This window comes from uncultured Gulosibacter sp. (genome assembly GCF_963509965.1).
Lineage (GTDB): Bacteria > Actinomycetota > Actinomycetes > Actinomycetales > Microbacteriaceae > Gulosibacter.
This window is the reverse complement of the sequence record NZ_CAUPDE010000001.1, coordinates 90,499-107,640: the sequence shown is the minus strand read 5'-3', so window position 1 is coordinate 107,640 and position 17,142 is coordinate 90,499. Positions and strand designations below refer to the sequence as shown.

The 17,142-nt window shown below is 61.3% G+C and carries 14 protein-coding genes; 6 read left to right on the top strand and 8 right to left on the bottom strand.

The features are described 5' to 3' along the window. Positions 1-990, bottom strand: coding sequence for a heme o synthase (locus RQ865_RS00500; RefSeq protein ID WP_399521784.1), 990 nt, complete (start codon positions 988-990; stop codon positions 1-3). 207 nt (positions 991-1,197) lie between these two features. Between RQ865_RS00500 and tkt the strand changes: the two genes are divergently transcribed. From tkt to pgl, 6 genes are all read left to right on the top strand, one after another. Then, positions 1,198-3,297: a transketolase gene (gene tkt, locus RQ865_RS00495; RefSeq protein WP_311476551.1), complete on the top strand. Its 2,100-nt coding sequence runs from the start codon at positions 1,198-1,200 to the stop codon at positions 3,295-3,297. Positions 3,298-3,356: 59 nt separating this feature from the next. Next, entirely contained in the window at positions 3,357-4,451 is a 1,095-nt protein-coding gene (gene tal / locus RQ865_RS00490; RefSeq protein WP_311476549.1) for a transaldolase, read from the top strand. A gap of 74 nt (positions 4,452-4,525) precedes the next feature. Continuing rightward, complete coding sequence (locus tag RQ865_RS00485; protein WP_311476547.1) at positions 4,526-6,127, top strand: glucose-6-phosphate isomerase; 1,602 nt, start codon at positions 4,526-4,528, stop codon at positions 6,125-6,127. Positions 6,128-6,140: 13 nt separating this feature from the next. Then, positions 6,141-7,682 carry a glucose-6-phosphate dehydrogenase gene (gene zwf / locus RQ865_RS00480; RefSeq protein WP_311476545.1) on the top strand — a complete coding sequence of 514 codons (1,542 nt, stop codon included), beginning with the start codon at positions 6,141-6,143 and terminating at the stop codon, positions 7,680-7,682. Continuing rightward, the gene (locus tag RQ865_RS00475) at positions 7,679-8,659 is read left to right on the top strand and encodes a glucose-6-phosphate dehydrogenase assembly protein OpcA (protein WP_311476544.1); all 981 of its coding nucleotides are present in this window, start codon (positions 7,679-7,681) and stop codon (positions 8,657-8,659) included. The genes zwf and RQ865_RS00475 overlap by 4 nt, the downstream gene beginning before the upstream one ends. Positions 8,660-8,714: 55 nt before the next feature. Beyond that, the gene (gene pgl, locus RQ865_RS00470; RefSeq protein ID WP_311476542.1) at positions 8,715-9,455 is read left to right on the top strand and encodes a 6-phosphogluconolactonase; all 741 of its coding nucleotides are present in this window, start codon (positions 8,715-8,717) and stop codon (positions 9,453-9,455) included. 150 nt (positions 9,456-9,605) lie between these two features. Here the strand turns inward: pgl and secG are convergent, their stop codons facing one another. The 7 genes from secG to uvrC form a co-directional block, all read right to left on the bottom strand. After that, positions 9,606-9,863 (bottom strand): preprotein translocase subunit SecG, encoded by a 258-nt coding sequence (gene secG, locus RQ865_RS00465; protein WP_311476540.1) that lies wholly within the window; start codon positions 9,861-9,863, stop codon positions 9,606-9,608. Between the two features lie 99 nt (positions 9,864-9,962). Next, the gene (tpiA, locus tag RQ865_RS00460; RefSeq protein WP_311476538.1) at positions 9,963-10,754 is read right to left on the bottom strand and encodes a triose-phosphate isomerase; all 792 of its coding nucleotides are present in this window, start codon (positions 10,752-10,754) and stop codon (positions 9,963-9,965) included. After that, on the bottom strand, positions 10,748-11,959 hold the full coding sequence (locus tag RQ865_RS00455; RefSeq protein ID WP_311476536.1) for a phosphoglycerate kinase: 1,212 nt from the start codon (positions 11,957-11,959) through the stop codon (positions 10,748-10,750). Before RQ865_RS00455 ends, tpiA begins: the two co-directional genes overlap by 7 nt. Positions 11,960-11,992: 33 nt before the next feature. Beyond that, complete coding sequence (gene gap, locus RQ865_RS00450; protein ID WP_311476534.1) at positions 11,993-13,000, bottom strand: type I glyceraldehyde-3-phosphate dehydrogenase; 1,008 nt, start codon at positions 12,998-13,000, stop codon at positions 11,993-11,995. A 162-nt stretch (positions 13,001-13,162) separates the two neighbouring features. Further along, the gene (whiA, locus tag RQ865_RS00445) at positions 13,163-14,131 is read right to left on the bottom strand and encodes a DNA-binding protein WhiA (RefSeq protein WP_311477028.1); all 969 of its coding nucleotides are present in this window, start codon (positions 14,129-14,131) and stop codon (positions 13,163-13,165) included. Between the two features lie 123 nt (positions 14,132-14,254). Further along, positions 14,255-15,148 (bottom strand): RNase adapter RapZ, encoded by an 894-nt coding sequence (gene rapZ / locus RQ865_RS00440; protein ID WP_311476532.1) that lies wholly within the window; start codon positions 15,146-15,148, stop codon positions 14,255-14,257. Between the two features lie 93 nt (positions 15,149-15,241). Beyond that, complete coding sequence (uvrC, locus tag RQ865_RS00435) at positions 15,242-17,140, bottom strand: excinuclease ABC subunit UvrC (RefSeq protein WP_311476530.1); 1,899 nt, start codon at positions 17,138-17,140, stop codon at positions 15,242-15,244. Positions 17,141-17,142 lie beyond the last annotated feature (2 nt).

Here is a 17,142-nt window from a genome sequence, read left to right as displayed (position 1 = left end):
TTAGAGGCCCGGGAGCGCCAGGTACACGAACGGGTCAATCCCCACGGCTAGGAATACCAGTGTCAGATAGGTGATCGACAGGTGGAACACTCGCATTGGGCGGGCGCGAGAGTCGTCCTGCACCACGAAAAAGTAGAGTTTGTGTGCCTCCCAGATAAACCACACGCCACCCAGCACGGCAACCGCGGTGTATACCCAGCCCATCGGTGCCACCGGAACGAGCATCAAGCTGGCGATAACGGTGGCCCAGGCGTAGATCACCGACTGCAGTGCCACCGAGCCGACCCCCTCGGTAACCGAAAGCATCGGCACCGAAGCGCGGTCGTAATCGTCGGCGTACTTCACCGAAAGCGGCCAGTAGTGGGCTGGTGTCCAGAGGAAAACGATCAGGAACAGGATAAGGGGTTCCCAACTGAGCGAATTGGTCACAGCCGCCCAGCCGATCAGCACCGGCATACATCCGGCTATCCCGCCCCAGATGATGTTCTGGTCGGTGCGGCGCTTCAAGATCAGCGAATACAACACGACATAGAGCAGAATTGCCACCACCGACAGCGCCGCGGCCAGCAGGTTCGACACCGTCCACAGCACCACGGTCGACAGCACGCCGAGTGTCCAAGCGAAAATGAGCGCCTCGCGGTCGCTGACCTCACCGGTAACCAGGGGCCGCTTCGAAGTGCGCTTCATCAAGCGATCGATATCGCGGTCGATATAGCAGTTGAAGGTGTTGGCGCTACCGGCTGACATAGCCCCACCCACCAGCACACCGAGCATCAGCCACACATCGGGCATACCGCGCTCAGCGAGAATCATCGTTGGCAGCGTGGTGATCAGCAGCAGCTCAATGATGCGGGGTTTGATGAGGGAGATGTAAGCCGCCAGCTTTCGACGCCAGGCCGGCTTCGGTGTGACGACTTCGACGTGAGTTTCGGAGTTTCCGGGTTCGACCTGGTGAGCCGAGCCAGCAACATTCTTGATTGACACAGACACCAATCCCTTACAAGCGTGTTGTTCCATTCTACCGGCAGCCGAGTGCAGAGTCACGTAACGTCACAATCAAGGCATCACCTCCGCCCGACGCCGACCGCCGAAACCGGTGGTCTTCGAAACGGTTTCGTCAGCGAATAGCCGCGCCTGCGCGCTAGGCTCGAAGCAAAGCCAAACGGCGCAACACCGTCGACTCGTTGAGGAGCCACCTTGAGCACTGTGAACTGGACCGAACTCGACCAGCGCGCAACCGACACCGCCCGCCTGCTCGCCGCAGACGCGGTCGAACTCGCAAAAGGTGGCCACCCCGGCACCGCGATGAGCCTCGCCCCCGTCGCTCACCTGCTCTATCAGCATGTCATGCAGCATGACCCGGGCGATGATCAGTGGCTGGGACGCGACCGTTTCATCCTGTCGAACGGGCACGCTTCACTGCTGCAGTACATCCAGCTCTATCTGGGTGGTTTCGGTCTCGAACTCGACGACCTCAAAAACCTTCGCACCTGGGGTTCGCCCACCGCCGGCCACCCCGAATATGGTCATGTCAAGCATGTGGAAATGACCACCGGCCCGCTCGGTCAGGGCATATCTACCGCGGTCGGGTTCGCCATGGCGCAGCGCTACGAGCGGTGCCTGTTCGACCCCGATACCCCCGAGGGTGAAAGCGCTTTCGATCACTACACCTATGTCATCGCCGGCGACGGCTGCCTACAGGAAGGCGTCGCATCCGAGGCAGGTTCGATGGCCGGGCACCAGCAACTGGGTCGACTCATCGCTATTTACGACTCCAACCGCATCTCAATCGAAGACGACACCAATATTGCGTTCACCGAGGATGTGGCCAAGCGCTACGAAGCTTACGGTTGGGATGTGCGAGTGGTCGACTGGACCAACAACCACACGCGAGTCACCGAAGATGTGCCCGCGCTCGCCGAAGCGATCGAAGCTGCCAAGCAGGTCACCGACAAGCCCTCGCTGATCATCCTCAAGAACTTCATTGCTTACCCGGCACCTAACTTGCAGAACACCGGTGTCTCGCACGGTGCCGCATTGGGTGCGGATGAGATTCGCGCCACCAAAGAACTCCTCGGTTTTAACCCCGATGAAGACTTCATCGTCGAAGACCGGGTCTTGCACTACACGCGGGGGCTCGCTGAACGAATGCAGCCAGTGCGTGAAAAGTGGCAGTCACGTTTCGACCAGTGGGCCGCCAACAACCCTGAACGCAAGGCGCTCTTCGATCGGCTCATGGCCCACGAACTGCCCGCCAATATTGCCGAGGCATTGCCAACCTTCGAGGGTGTTGAAAAACTCTCAACCCGCAAGGCTTCGGGTCAGGTGATTAACGCGCTCGCGGCGGAGCTCCCCGAGCTGTGGGGTGGCTCGGCCGACCTTGCCGGATCGAATAACACCGTTATTAAGGGCGCCAAGTCGTTTGTTCCGGCTGAGCATTCCACCTCGACCTGGTCTGGGGATATCACCGGGCGCGTGCTGCACTTCGGTGTGCGCGAGCACGCTATGGGTGCCATCCTCAACGGTATCGTGCTGCACGGCCCCACTCGACCGTTCGGTGGCACCTTCCTGATCTTTAGCGACTACATGCGCCCTGCCGTACGTCTGGCCGCACTCATGCGCATCGCACCCATCTACGTGTGGACCCACGATTCGATCGCGCTCGGTGGCGACGGCCCCACCCACCAGCCGGTCGAAACGCTCACTTCGCTGCGCGCTATTCCAAATGTCGAGATTGTGCGCCCTGCCGACGCCGCCGAAACCGCGCAGGCGTGGCTTGAGGCACTGCGTCGGCACACGGCGCCGGTTGGTCTCATTCTCAGCCGCCAAGATTTGCCTGTGTTGCAGCGCGGCACCGGGGATGCGCGGGGTGACGAGCTCGCGTCGGCCACAGCAACCAGCCGCGGCGGCTATATCCTCGCCGAGGCACGCAATGGTTCGCCTGAAGTAATCCTGATTGCCACCGGTTCAGAGGTGCAGCTCGCACTCGCCGCTCGCGAACAGCTCGAGGCTGAGGGCACCGCAACCCGAGTGGTGTCAATGCCGAGCCAGGAGTGGTTCGCACAGCAAAGCGATGACTACCGCGAATCGGTGCTGCCCGCCGCCGTAACCGCTCGCGTCAGCGTCGAGGCCGGTTTGGCACTCACCTGGGCTCCGTTTGTTGGCAGCCGGGGACGCTCGGTTTCGGTGGAAGACTTCGGTGCATCGGCCGACGGCAACGATCTGCTGCGCCGCTACGGCATCACCACAGAGGCCGTCATCGCGGCCGCACGTGAATCGATTGCCGCGGGTCAATAGCCAACAACCACTTAGTCAGCACTCTCGCATCCACATTAACTTCGAGGAGCCAGCTCATCATGTCGAACCCCAACACCCAGGCACTTTCTGATCTTGGCGTCAGCATTTGGCTCGACGACCTGTCACGCGAACGTCTCACCTCAGGATCGCTGCAGCAACTCATTACCGACCGCAATGTGGTGGGGGTTACCACAAACCCCTCGATTTTTGCCGCTGCGCTGCGCGATGGCGAAAGCTACGCCGAGCAGGTGAAGCAACTCGCGGCCGTCGGCACCGATGTCGATAGCGCCATTATTGCAATCACCACCGAGGATGTGCGCCGTGCCTGCGATGTGATGCGTCCCGTCTACGATGCCACCGGCGGTCGCGACGGCCGAGTCTCAATTGAAGTTTCGCCACTGCTTGCCCACGACACCAAGGGCACCATTAGCGAGGCGAAGGCACTGTGGGAAAAAGTTGACCGTCCCAATGCCATGATCAAGATCCCGGCAACTTCCGAGGGGTTGCCGGCGATCACCGAGGCGATTGCATCCGGCATTTCAGTGAATGTCACGCTTATTTTCTCGCTGCCCCGCTATCGCGAGGTCATCAACGCGTATCTCACCGGGCTTGAACAGGCACGCGAACGCGGACACGACCTTCGCGCCATCCACTCGGTGGCCTCGTTCTTTGTTTCACGCGTGGATGTTGAGATCGACCGGCAACTGGGTGATGGGAATGAGCTGCGCGGACGCTCAGCGCTCGCCAACGCCCGGCTTGCATACCAGCTGTTTGAAGAGGTGTTCAGCTCAGAGCGAGCCCGGGTGCTGCTCGATGCCGGTGCGCAGCTGCAGCGCCCGCTATGGGCATCCACCGGGGTGAAAGATCCGCAGCTTCCCGACACGCTCTACGTCACCGAGCTGGTTGCTGAAAACACCGTTAACACCATGCCAGAAAAGACCCTCGAGGCGTTCGCCGAGCACGGCGAATTGCACGGCGACTCGATTCACGACACTTACCACGACGCCAACAGGTTGCTCGACGCGATTGATGCCGCCGGAATCTCCTATACCGAAGTGGTTGAACTGCTCGAACGTGAGGGTGTCGAAAAGTTCATCGTCTCGTGGCGACAGCTGCAGCAGACCGTCGCAGATCAGCTCGCCGCAGCCAAGTAGTCTCGTTCGAAACGCACCGATTTCTCCCTATTCCACCGCAGCCCACGTCCTACTGAGAAAGTACCGTACCGCTCATGGCCATCAAGGTTTCCACCGCAAATGCTGCCACCGAGGCAGCCCTACGCCATCTCGATCAGCTTGTCGCCGACCAGTTCGCCTCGCGACTTTTTGCACAGGATGCCACGCTCTGGGGCGAGGCTGCTGTCGACGAGTCGGCAAAGCGTCTCGGGTGGACTGCCGCCCACGAAGTTTCGCAGCCGCTTGTCGCACAGATTGCCACGGTGCGCGACGAATTGCGCACTCATGGAGTCACACGCATCGTGCTGTGCGGTATGGGTGGCTCATCGCTTGCTCCCGAAGTGATGGCACGAACTGCCGAGATCGAACTTGATGTGCTTGACTCAACCAATCCCGAGCACGTAGCCGATGTGCTCGAGTCCGACCTGGCGCACACCGCTGTGGTGGTGTCGTCGAAATCAGGTTCGACCGTCGAAACCGACTCGCAGCGCCGTGCATTCATCGAGGCATTCGAGCAGCTGGACATCGACCCGGCCGAACGCATCATCATCGTCACCGACCCGGGCTCGCCGCTGGCGCAGTGGGCTCAGGAGGCTGGCTATCGCCACTTCCTTGCCGACCCCACCGTCGGTGGCCGATTTTCGGCCCTGACTGCCTTCGGATTGGTACCCACGGGACTAGCCGGCCTCGATATCGCCGCAGTGCTTGCCGATGCCGCATCGGTTGCTCCCGAACTTGCGGCCGACTCCCCCGAAAACCCCGGGCTGGTGCTCGGTGCAGCGCTCGCCGGCGGCGTACCGCTCAAGACCTATGTCGGCATCGTTGAAGACAGCACCCCGATCGTGGGTTTTGGTGACTGGGCTGAGCAGCTCATCGCCGAATCGACCGGTAAAGAAGGCAAGGGTTTGCTCCCGGTGGTGCTTGGTTCGAACGCCCCCGAAATTGGGCTGCCCATCCCCGACCTGCAGGTCGTACGGTTGGTCGCCGATGCCGCCGACACCCCCGCACAGGGTGATGAGATTGCGGTGTCGGGCACACTCGCCGAACAGCTGCTGCTGTGGGAGGTTGCGGTGGCCGTGGCCGGTCGCATTATCGGCATCAACCCCTACGACCAGCCCGATGTTGAGTCAGCAAAGGCCGCGGCACGTGAGCTGCTTGATACCACTCCCGAACCTGAGCCGGCCGCGTTTGTAGAGGGCGCGATCGCCGTGCGCGGCACCGAGGAGGTGCTGCGTGGCGATGCGACCGTCAAGGATGCCGTGGCCGCACTGCTGTCGCTGCTGCCCGCGGGCGGGTATGTCAGCGTCCAGGCATACGCGAATCGTCTTGCCGCGCAGCAGCTGACCGAGAGCCGCGAACTCATCGCACACCGTTCGCGTCGCCCCGTCACGTTTGGCTGGGCGCCGCGCTTCCTACACTCAACCGGACAGTTCCACAAGGGTGGCCCACGAGTGGGAGTTTTCCTGCAGATCACCACCGATGAAGACGTTGATGTTGAGATTCCCGGTCGTCCGTTCACTTTCGGTCGGCTGATCGCGGCCCAGGCAACTGGGGATGCATCCGTGCTCGCGGCTGCCGGGATGCCGGTGCTGCGGTTGGAGTTGACCGACCCAGAAGCCGGCGCGCAACAGCTGCTCGACGCGCTGCGCCACCTCTAGATGGGTGGCAGCATTGAGTCCCGTTCCCGTTTCTGCCAGCTGTAATCCCCTACGCCCGCCGGTTGAGCGGCGTCTGGATCGGATCGCCGGTCCCTCCAGTCTCGTACTGTTTGGAGTCACCGGAGATCTCAGTCGTAAAAAGCTCTTGCCCGCGATCTACGACCTCGCCAATCGCGGTTTGCTCTCACCCTCGTTTGCGCTGGTTGGTTTTGGCCGCCGGTCATGGAGCGACGATGAGTTCCGAAGCTTTGTGCTCGAGAATGTTCGTGCACACGCACGCACCGAGTGGAGCGAAGAAGTCTGGCGGCAGCTGGCGGCGGGCATTCGCTTTGTGAATGGTGAGTTCAACAGCAACGAGGGGTTTGATCGGCTCACACAGGTGCTCGGCGAACTCGATCGCGATCGGGGCACCCGCAGCAACCACGCCTTTTATCTGTCGATTCCGCCGCGTTCGTTCGCCGCGGTAACCGAACAGCTGCGTCGCTCTGGACTTGCCGAGTCGACCGGCGATCAGTGGCGACGCGTGATCATTGAAAAACCGTTCGGCCATGATCTGGCCAGTGCCCGTGAACTCAACAACATCATCGAGTCGTGTTTCCCGAGCGATTCGATCTTCCGCATCGACCACTACCTCGGTAAAGAAACGGTGCAGAATCTGCTGGCGCTCCGCTTCGCGAACACCATGTTCGAGCCGCTGTGGAACGCAAACTGGGTTGACCATGTGCAGATCACCATGGCCGAAGACATCGGTGTTTCAGGACGTGCCGGCTATTACGACGGCGTCGGTGCTGCCCGCGATGTGATTCAGAATCACCTCTTGCAATTGCTCGCGCTCACCGCGATGGAAGAACCGCTCTCGTTTACCGCCAAAGATCTGCGGGCCGAAAAAGAGAAGGTGCTCGCGGCGGTGCGGCTCGGGGATGATCTCGGGCTCACCACTGCTCGTGGTCAATACGGTAGTGGCTGGCAGGGCGGTGAGCGTGTGCGCGCCTTCCGTGACGAAGACGGTATGAACCCGGAGTCGCTCACCGAAACCTATGCGGCGATGCGTCTGCAGGTTGAATCGCGCCGCTGGCAGGGCGTACCGTTTTATCTGCGCACCGGTAAACGGCTCGGCCGCCGCGTCACTGAAATCGCGATCACGTTCAAACCGGCACCCGTGCACCTGTTTGCGCCCGCCGAGCGGGCCTCACTCGGCCCCAACGCGCTGGTAATTCGCGTGCAGCCAGACGAAGGCGTGACCATGCGCTTCGGTTCGAAGGTACCCGGTGCGCGCATGCGTGTGCGTGATGTGACCATGGATATGGGCTACGGGCACGCTTTCACCGAGTCGAGCCCCGAAGCCTATGAACGGCTCATCCTTGATGTGTTGCTCGGCGACCCACCACTATTTCCGCGACACGAAGAGGTGGAGCTTTCGTGGCGCATCCTCGACCCGATCGAGGAGTACTGGGCAACCGCCGGTGCACCCGAAATCTATCGCCCCGGTTCTTGGGGCCCTACCTCAGCTGATGCGCTGATGCGTCGTGACGGCCGAATGTGGAGGCGCCCGTGATTATCGAACTGACCAACACCACCACCTCACAGATCGCACGCCGACTCGTTGAGGTGCGTGAGGAGGGCGGCGCGCTGGCGCTGAGCCGCGTACTCACCCTCGTTGTCGTCAACGAAAACACGGTGGATGAGCACGCGATTCGTGCCGCGAACGAGGCAAGCAGCGAACACCCGATGCGTGTCATCGTGATTCACACAAACTCCGATGCAGAAACCCAACTCGACGCCGAAATCCGTGTCGGTCGCGACGCCGGTGCCGGTGAGGTTGTGGTGCTCCACGCCAGTGGTGAAGCCGCTGCCGACGCCGAGACTCTCGTGCAGGGGCTGCTGTTGCCGGATGCCCCCGTGGTGGTGTGGTGGCCGCGCTGGCAAGGTGGTTCTCCCTCGAGCACTCCTCTGGGCCGATTGGCGACGGTGCGGATTGTCGATGAGGCCGCCGAGCAGCTGCCCCACTGCGCGTCGACACTCGAACGACTCAAACGGCTCGCAGCCGATTTTCATCCCGGCGACGCCCACCTCGACTGGACGCGCATCACCGGATGGCGTGCCCAGCTGGCGGCAGTGCTCGATCAACCACCGTTTGAGACCGTCCTCGGCGCGCGCGTGGTTGGCCGGGCCGACAGCACGGTGCCGCTGCTCATGGCGGCATGGCTACAGCATTTTCTCGAGATTCCGGTTGAGGTTGTGCCGGCTCTAGACGATGCTGCCACCCACCTCAGTGAAGATGGCCGTGTGAACCTCTACTCGGTAGCGCTGAAACGCAACTCGGGCTCGTTTGTGTTCGAGCGAATCGACACCGACACGCTGCGTTTCCGCCAAGACGGGCAACCCGAGCAGCTCGTTCCGCTACCGGTGCGCACGATTACCGAGGTGCTCACCGAAGAGCTCCGTTCGCTGGCACCCGACGAGGTGTATGCCGACGTGTTACTTCGTGGTGTTCCACGCCTACAGCTCGAAGATCATCACGGCGAGTCATAGTTCGTGCCACCGTGACACGAACAGCACGCTCACCACAACACCGATGGAGGATCCGATGTCGCTGCGCGACGCTGCTCTCGTCCACGCCCCCACCGCCGAGGCTGCTGCGAAAACACTCGTGGACGAAGTGCTCACCTGGTTGATTCGCCGTAGCGAAGAACCCGGTGAGATTCATATCGCGGTTTCGGGCGGCTCACTCGGCGAAGTGGTGTTGCCACTGCTGTTCCAGACCGGCAACAGCTGCAGATTCGACTGGCAGCGAGTGCATTTCTGGTTCGCCGATGAACGATTCTTACCAGCGGGCGATCCGGAACGAAACGCCACGCTGCTTGCGGCCGCCCTCGACGGGGTTGGTGGGCTGCCAGAAAAGCAGGTGCACGCGGTAGCGTCAGCGGCGGCAGAGATGAACGTTGACGCCGCAGCTGCACGCTATAGCGACGAGATCGCTCGCACCCTGCCAGTTGCTGCATCCGGCACGCCGCAATTTGATGTCATGCTGCTCGGAATGGGCCCGGATGGTCACACCGCTTCACTGTTTTCCGGACTAGCCCAGGTTGGAGTGACCGACCGAATTGCCGTCGCGGTGCATGACTCCCCCAAGCCACCGGCGCAGCGGGTAACGCTGACGCTGCCGGTGATCGGCGCATCACGGTTTGTTGTGGTGTACGCGACGGGGGCAAGTAAGCGCGACGCGCTCGCGGATGCGCTGGGCGACAATCGCGAGAACTATCCAATCGCTCGGGTTACTGCCAGCGAGGCGGTGCGTCTTTACGCCGATGATGCGGCGCTTGGCTGAAACATGTTCAGCGGCCCACATCACCAACCGGCCCAATACGAAACGGCGGTTACGATCTCGAACGAGACGGTAACCGCCGTTTAGTCGGTGCGCCACAACTGACTGTCTGCTCGACGGAGTCGTCAGCGCGCGCCCGCTACCAGAACGCAGCTAAACGATGCCGGGCGTTTGGTACTTGGTGATAATTCCCATCAGCACGATAATGAGCGCCCAAAACACCAGCACCCACGTGGTGATGCGGTTGAGGTTCTTTTCTGCCACGCCCGAAGACTGCGCACCCGAGGTGATTCCGCCACCGAACATGTCGCTCATACCGCCACCCTTGCCGCGGTGCAATAGCACGAGCAACACGAGCAGCACGCTGGTGATGGCGAGCAAGACTTGCAGGATGATGAGGAAGATGTCCACAGAAACCTCTTGTATTACGGGTGGCACCGAGTGCTGTTACGAGGCCCGGACAGGTCCGGGCCTCGTAACAGTCTAACGGTGATCGGTCACGAAAAACGACTATGCGCCCACGTGGTGCCGGAATCGAACAATCGAAGCGAAATCTTCGACGCTCAGGCTGGCACCGCCCACGAGCGCACCGTCGATGTCGGGTTCGCGCATGAGTGCGGCAATGTTGTCGGGTTTGACCGAACCGCCATACAGAATTCGCAGCTGCGCCGCACGTTCGGCGCCGAAGCGCTCGACAAGTGCCGCACGTAGCGCCTGGCACACTTCCTGCGCCTGTTCGGCGGTGGCTACCTTCCCGGTGCCGATCGCCCACACGGGTTCATAGGCGATCACCACTTCAGCATCATTCGCAACCTCAGCCAGCGCTGCCCGCAGCTGGGCTACCGCGACCTCAGCCGGGTTATCGGTGGCTTCGCGTTGCTCAAGTGTTTCGCCAACGCAGAGCACCGGCACCAGATCGTGGCGCAGCGCCGCCTGCACTTTCGCGGCACACACCTCGTCGGTCTCGCCGTGAAGCGTGCGGCGTTCGGAGTGCCCCACAAGCACATAGCTACATGCCAGACGTTTGAGGAACTCACCGGAGATATCGCCGGTGTACGCACCCGAGTCGTGCGGTGAGAGATCTTGCCCGCCGTAGCGCACACCGAGTTTGTCGGCATCCACAACGGTTTGCACTGAGCGAATATCGGTGAACGGAGGGAAGACCGCGACCTCGATGTCCTCGTAGTTGTGCTCGGCGTCCTTGAGGGTCCACGCGAGCTTCTGAACGAGCGCGATCGCCTGCAGGTGATCGAGGTTCATCTTCCAGTTGCCCGCCATGAGCGGGGTGCGCTGCGTTACCATCCGAGCACCTCAAGGCCTGGCAGTCGTTTGCCTTCGATGAGTTCGAGGCTCGCACCGCCACCGGTTGAAACATGACCGAACTCGTCGTCGGCGAAGCCGAGCGTGCGCACCGCAGCGGCCGAATCGCCACCGCCCACCACTGAGAGTCCGTCAACCTCGGTGAGTGCCTGCGCAACGGCTTGCGTGCCGCCGGCGAATGCGGCGAACTCGAACACGCCCATTGGACCGTTCCAGAACACGGTCTTCGAGGTACGGATCGCATCGGCATAGGCCCGCGCAGTTTCGGGACCGATGTCGAGGCCGATACCCTCGGTGCCAAACTTGGAAGATTCGATCGCGTCGGCTGGAACCACCGCGTGGTCGGCATCCGCCGCGAACTTCTCGGCAACGACAATATCGCTCGGCAGCAGTAGTTCAACGCCACGCTCAGCGGCCTCGGCAATATAACGCTTTACCGTCTCGAGCTGCTCAGCTTCTAGCAGCGACTTCGCCACGGCGTGGCCCTGGGCTGCCAAGAAGGTAAACAGCATTCCACCGCCGATGACCAGGCGGTTCACGCGCGGGAGCAGGTTCTCGATAACACCGAGCTTGTCTGACACCTTCGAGCCACCGAGCACAACTGTGAACGGGGTCTCGGGGTTATTCACCACGCGACCGAGCTTTTCCACCTCGTTGGCAACGAGGTAACCGGCAGCCGAAGGCAGTGCCTTGGCGAGGTCGTACACCGAGGCCTGCTTGCGATGTACAACTCCGAAACCGTCCGACACATAGGCGTCGCCAAACTTGGCAAGTTCGGCGGCAAACGCTTCGCGTTCGGCATCATCTTTGCTGGTTTCGCCCGGGTTAAAGCGCAGGTTCTCAAGCACCACAACATCGCCGTCGGTCAAGTTAGCAACCGCTTCGCGGGCACTCTCGCCCACTGTGTCGGCCGCGAGCACCACGTCTTTACCGAGCAACTCGCCCAGGCGAGCTGCCGCGGGGGCAAGCGAAAACTCGGGCGTCGGAGTTCCCTTCGGTCGGCCGAGGTGTGAAATGACGATGACCTTGGCGCCCTGTTCGAGCAGCGCCCGCAGTGTGGGCAGCGAGGCGCGCACACGGCCGTCGTCGGTGATCTCGGTGCCGTCAAGCGGCACGTTGAGGTCGCAGCGCACGATTACACGCTTCCCGGCAAGGTCGCCGAGGGTTTCGAGCGTACGCAGAGCCATTACTAATTCCTTCCTTAGAGATTCGAAGGGCTGTTAGAGACGCTCGGCGATGTAGGCCGAGAAATCCATCAGACGCTCGGTGTAACCCCACTCGTTGTCGTACCAAGATGAGATCTTGACCTGGTTTCCGATGACGCGGGTTAGCGGTGCGTCAAAGATCGACGAGTGGTGCTCGCCGATGATGTCGCGCGAAACAATCGGGTCTTCGTTGTATTTGAGGATGCCCTTGAACTCGCCCTCGGCGGCCACTCGGAATGCCTCGTTGACCTCTTCGACGGTGAGTTCACGCTCGGTAACGAGGGTGAGGTCGGTGATCGAGCCGGTCTCTACCGGCACGCGCAGTGCGAAGCCGTCGAGTTTACCCGCCAGTTCTGGCAGCACCAGGCCGATGGCCTTGGCTGCGCCGGTGGTGGTAGGGATGATGCTCAGCGCAGCGGCGCGGGCACGACGCAGATCGCGGTGCGGTGAGTCTTGCAGGTTCTGGTCGGAGGTGTACGCGTGCACGGTGGTCATCAGACCGGAGACAATGCCGAAGCTATCGTTGAACACTTTGACGATGGGCGCAAGGCAGTTGGTGGTGCACGAGGCGTTCGAGATGATGTGGTCAGTGTCGGGGTTGTAGTCGGTGTGGTTGACACCCCACACGAAGGTGGGAGCACCAGCACCCTTGGCGGGGGCTGAGAGCAGCACCTTCTTGGCACCGGCATCGATGTGCGCCTGCGATTTGGCCGGGTCGTTGAACCGGCCCGTGCACTCGAGCACGAGCTCAACGCCAAGTTCACGCCACGGCAGCTTGGCGGGGTCAGCCTCGGCCAACGCGTGCACCTGACGGTCATCCACATAGATGTTCTCGTCATCGTGGCGGATGTCGTTCGGCAGAACGCCTGAGGTCGAGTCATACTTCAGCAGGTGAGCAAGAGTGTGGTTGTCGGTGAGATCGTTGATGGCAACCAGTTCAAGGTTGGGATGGCTGCCGTCAAGTAGGGCACGGGCGTAGCTACGTCCGATACGGCCGAATCCATTGATCGCGATCTTGGTCACAGGATGCTCCTAGGTGTTGGGAGTGTGCGTTTGTGGGAGAGGTAACGCGGTGTTGACCCCGGATTGACTCCGCGGCCAGGCTAGCGGGGAAACGCAAACAGCGTTCCCAGCTTTTGCGCCCGGACACCCGCGGTTGTGAGTTTGAATGGGCGCGCCCTGGCACTAGACCAGGTCGTCAGGCTCGAGCGCTGTCTCAGTGTCTGGGATGCCCTGTTCAGCGGCCTTTCGATCGGCGAGCGCCAGCAGGCGGCGAATGCGCCCCGCAACCGCATCCTTGGTCATCTGTGGCTCGGCTTGCCGGCCCAGTTCGTCGAGTGATGCATCGCGATACTGCAGTCGCAGCTCGCCCGCATAGCGCAGATGCTCGGGCACCTCATCACCGAGAATCTCAAACGCCCGTTCCACGCGCGCGCACGCGGTCACTGCGGCCTGTGCCGAGCGCCGCAGATTCGCGTCGTCGAAGTTGACGAGTCGGTTCGCAGTGGCCCGAGTCTCGCGGCGCTGCCGATTCTTCTCCCAATCGGCCAGCACTTCTTTGGCTCCGAGCGTCGACAGCATGGCGCTGATCGCTTCGGGCTCACGGATCATTACCCGGTGTGCGCCACGCACCTCACGTCCTTTTGCCGAGATGCCGAGCCGCGCGGCGGCGCCTACGAGTGCCATGGCGGTTTCTTGATTTGGGCAGGCGATCTCGAGCGATGCGGAGCGTCCGGGTTCGGTGAGTGTACCGGCGGCCAGGAACGCGCCTCGCCACACGGCGGCGAGCGTATCGGCCTGGCCGATGGCGAGCCGATTCGGCAGGCCACGCACGATCTGACCGCGATTGTCCATGAGCCCGGTTTGTCGGGCGAGGGTCTGGCCCTGCTCGAGCACGCGAACCACGTAGGACTTCCCTTCGCCACCCACCTGCTTACTCAACCGCGGGCGGGCGCCAAACAGGGTGCTCAGTTCGCTCGCCAGGCGCAGGGCAGCCTTTTCGTCACCGAGTTCGGCTTCGATGATGTATCGATGCGAGATCATTTGCAGGCCGCCGGCGAATCGCAACAGGCTCGACACTTGAGCAGCCCGGGCCTGTGTGCTGCCCGGGTTTACCGAAGAGATCTCACGCTTCACCTGCGCGGTCAACAACAATTGTGTTTCCTGCTTTCTCATCACTCGATAGTTCCGCCTACTGAGCGGTTACCGCTTCAATTTCTCGTGCTGTTGACCGATGGTATCGCGCACACAACCGGTGCTGCCGGCACACGGCCAGGATTATTCGCGGCCAAGATCGCGGTGCCGCACCTGCACGGCGACATCATCGCGTTCACGAAGAATACTCGCAATTCTTTCAGTCATGGCTACCGAACGGTGTTTTCCACCCGTACAACCGATGCCGATGAGCGCGTGCCGCTTGTTTTCACGCTCGTAACCGACAAGCACCGGCCCGATGAGCTGACGAAAACCGGCGAGAAACTCTTCGGCGCCTTCCTGCTCGAGCACGTAGTCGCTCACCTGCTTGTCACGTCCGTTGAAGGGCCGCAACTGTTCAACCCAAAACGGATTCGGCAAGAATCGCATATCAAACACCAGATCGGCATCGGTTGGAATGCCGTATTTGAAGCCAAAGCTCGTGACCGACACCTGGATTCGGTTTTCGTCAGGATCGCCAAAGCGCTCGAAAATGCGTCGCGCAAGCTGATGCACGTTCAGCTCGGTCGTGTCGATCACCATGTCGGCAATGCTGCGAATCTCGCTGAGCCGTTCACGCTCACGCTGAATACCCTCGAGAATGGTGCCGCCCTCTTGCAGCGGATGAGGACGTCGCGAGTGTTCGTAACGACGCACGAGTCGCTCATCAGTGGCGTCGAGGAAAACCACATCCACATCGTGGTTTTCCCGCAGCGTTTTCATGAAGTCGGCGAAGCCCTCGAGCAGTCGCCCGCCGCGAATGTCTACGGCAACCACAAGCCTGGGAATTGACCCGCTCGCATGTGTGGCAATTTCGCTTAGCGGCCGAATCATCTGGGGTGGCAGGTTGTCGACTACGAACCAGCCGAGGTCTTCAAATGCCTTGCAGGTGGTCGAGCGGCCAGCGCCTGACATGCCGGTGACAATGACCAACCGCTGCCGTTCATCACCCATCGAGCTTGTCGATGCCTCATTCATACTGCCCCCTCAGCTGCACCCAATAGCTAAAGCGTACCGATCTGAACGGCACTTACGCTGCGAGTTTAACCCCAGGTTAAGCCAGTGTGCTTGTCACTGTGTTCCGGCGATGGTGTCGTAAATGGTTTGGGCCGTCACCTGCCCGATCCCCGGCACCTCACACAGCTGCGCTACGCTCGCCTGGCGCAGTTTCGTCACCGAGCCAAATTTGCGCAGCAGCGCTGCGATACGGGTGGGGCCGAGTCCGGGAACGGTTTCGAGCTGGGAACGAATATCTCGTCGGCGCGATTGGCGCTGTGCGGTGATCGCAAACCGGTGCGCCTCGTCACGCAGCCGTTGCACAAGGAAAAGCGCCTCGGATGAACGCGGCAAGATAACCGGAAAATCATCATTCGGTAGCCACAGCTCTTCGAGCCGTTTCGCAATGCCGACCACGGCGAGCCCGGTCACCCCAGACTCGTCGACGGCACGCTGTGCAGCAGCCACTTGCGGTTGGCCGCCGTCGATGAGCAGCAGCTGCGGTGGATAGGCAAACTTAGATTTTTTCTTTGCCGTTTCAGCACCCGATTCGGCACCTGATTCGGCACCCGACTCGGATGCAGTTTCGAGTTCGGTGAGATGGGCCAGGCGGCGCGAGAGCACCTGGTGCATCGCGTCGGTATCGTCGCGGGCTGAGGCGATATTGAAGCGACGATAGTCGCTGCGTTTGGGAAGCCCGTCTTCGAACACCACCATCGAGCCGACGATGCCGGTTCCCTGCAGATGTGAGATGTCATAGGCCTCGATGCGCAGCGGCGCTTCGCTGAGGCCTAACGCTCCTTGCAAATCATTGAGGGCTTCGGTGCGTGCAACATAGTCGGCGGTGCGTTTGAGTTTGTACTGTTTCAGTGATTCGGCCGCGTTGACGTTGGCGCTGCGTGACAGATCAGCCAGCGCGCCGCGCTGAGCCTGACGAAGCTCAACTTTTGCACCGCGTATTTGGCTCAACACATCGGCAAGTGCGTCGGCATCGTCAGGAAGCTCCGGCACCACCACGATGCGTGGCGGAAGCTGCTCAAGTGTGCCGTACACCTCCTGCAGCAGCTGCTGAATGAGCACGGGACGCTCCACATCCAGTTCTTTATCGAGCACCCAACCGCGAACTCCCCGCACTCGCCCCTTGCGCACCGTAAACAGCTGCACCGCGGCAGCCAATTCGTCTTCAGCCAGCCCGAACACATCGGCATCGGTTGAGTCGGCCACCACTACGGTCGATTTTTCGAGCACCGTGTTGAGCGCAGCCACCCGGTCGCGCAGTTTCGCCGCGTCCTCAAAACGCAGCTCGGTAGCCGCCTGCCGCATCTGGCGTTCGAGATCATCCACGATCGACCGGTCATAGGTCTCCATAAAGTGCACGAACTCGTCGACAATTTTGCGGTGTGCTTCGACGGTTACCTTTTGCGAGCAAGGGCCGCCGCATTTACCAATCTGCCCGGCAAAACAGGGTTTGCCGGTCTGCATTGCGCGACGATAGTTGCTGTCATTGCAAGTGCGGATGGGGAACACCCGAAGCATCAAATCGATCGCCTCGTTGACCGCCCACACTTTCGGATACGGACCGAAATAGCGTGCGCCACGAATCTTGCGGTTGCGGGTTACCATCACCCGCGGCGCTTCATCGCCGAGGGTCACCGCCATAAACGGGTACGACTTATCGTCTTTGAGGCGCACGTTGAACGGCGGTGACAGTTCCTGAATGAGTGCGTACTCGAGCTGCAGCGCCTCGACTTCGTTGCGTACCACGGTCCACTGCACATCGCGCGCCGAAGTAACCATCCGCCGAGTGCGTTCCGGTAGTGTCGCCGGTGGCGCAAAATAGTTTTGCAGGCGTTGCCGCAGCCGCTTCGCCTTCCCTACGTACAGCACCCGACCCGAGGCATCAATAAAGCGATACACACCGGGTTTATCGGGAATGTTCCCCGTGCGCGGCCGCCAGTCAAAACCTTCAGTCATCG